Origin of the sequence: Methylophilus luteus, from assembly GCF_042676265.1 — a bacterium.
Classification (GTDB): domain Bacteria; phylum Pseudomonadota; class Gammaproteobacteria; order Burkholderiales; family Methylophilaceae; genus Methylophilus; species Methylophilus luteus.
This window is the reverse complement of the sequence record NZ_JBHTKB010000010.1, coordinates 1-504: the sequence shown is the minus strand read 5'-3', so window position 1 is coordinate 504 and position 504 is coordinate 1. Positions and strand designations below refer to the sequence as shown.

Sequence of the window (504 nt, the reverse complement as noted above, 5' to 3'; positions counted from 1 at the left end):
ACACCGCTCTTGTCACTCACAGTCAATGTCAGTGTTTCGTTTGGCTCAACGATCGTGTCGTCCACGGTCGGGACAGTCACAGCAAAGCTGCTCACACCGGCAGGCACAGTAATCTTGCCTGTCAATGCATCATAAGTCACACCATTGTTGAACTTAGGAGCACTGTAGTCTGCAGTCGACGCTGTGTCGCCTGGCGCACCCAGTTTGAAGTCGAACGTAGTCGGTTTATTGGTCGTTGCACTTAATGTCACTGTGTATGTCAGGTCTTTACCTTCAACAACACTGTCGCTACCTGTTGTTGGGTTGACTGGGTCAACCTTCACAACTGTGGCCAGATCGTTGTCGATGATCGTACCTACACCGCTCTTGTCACTCACAGTCAATGTCAGTGTTTCGTTTGGCTCAACGATTGTGTCGTCCACGGTCGGGACAGTCACAGCAAAGCTGCTCACACCGGCAGGCACGGTAATCTTGCCTGTCAATGCATCATAAGTCACACCATTG

At 50.8% G+C, this 504-nt stretch carries 1 protein-coding gene; it reads right to left on the bottom strand.

Annotated elements, in window-relative coordinates:
• Nucleotides 1-504, bottom strand: a 504-nt coding sequence (locus ACFQ1Z_RS14590; RefSeq protein ID WP_379059089.1) for a Calx-beta domain-containing protein, incomplete at both ends; no start/stop codon positions are given.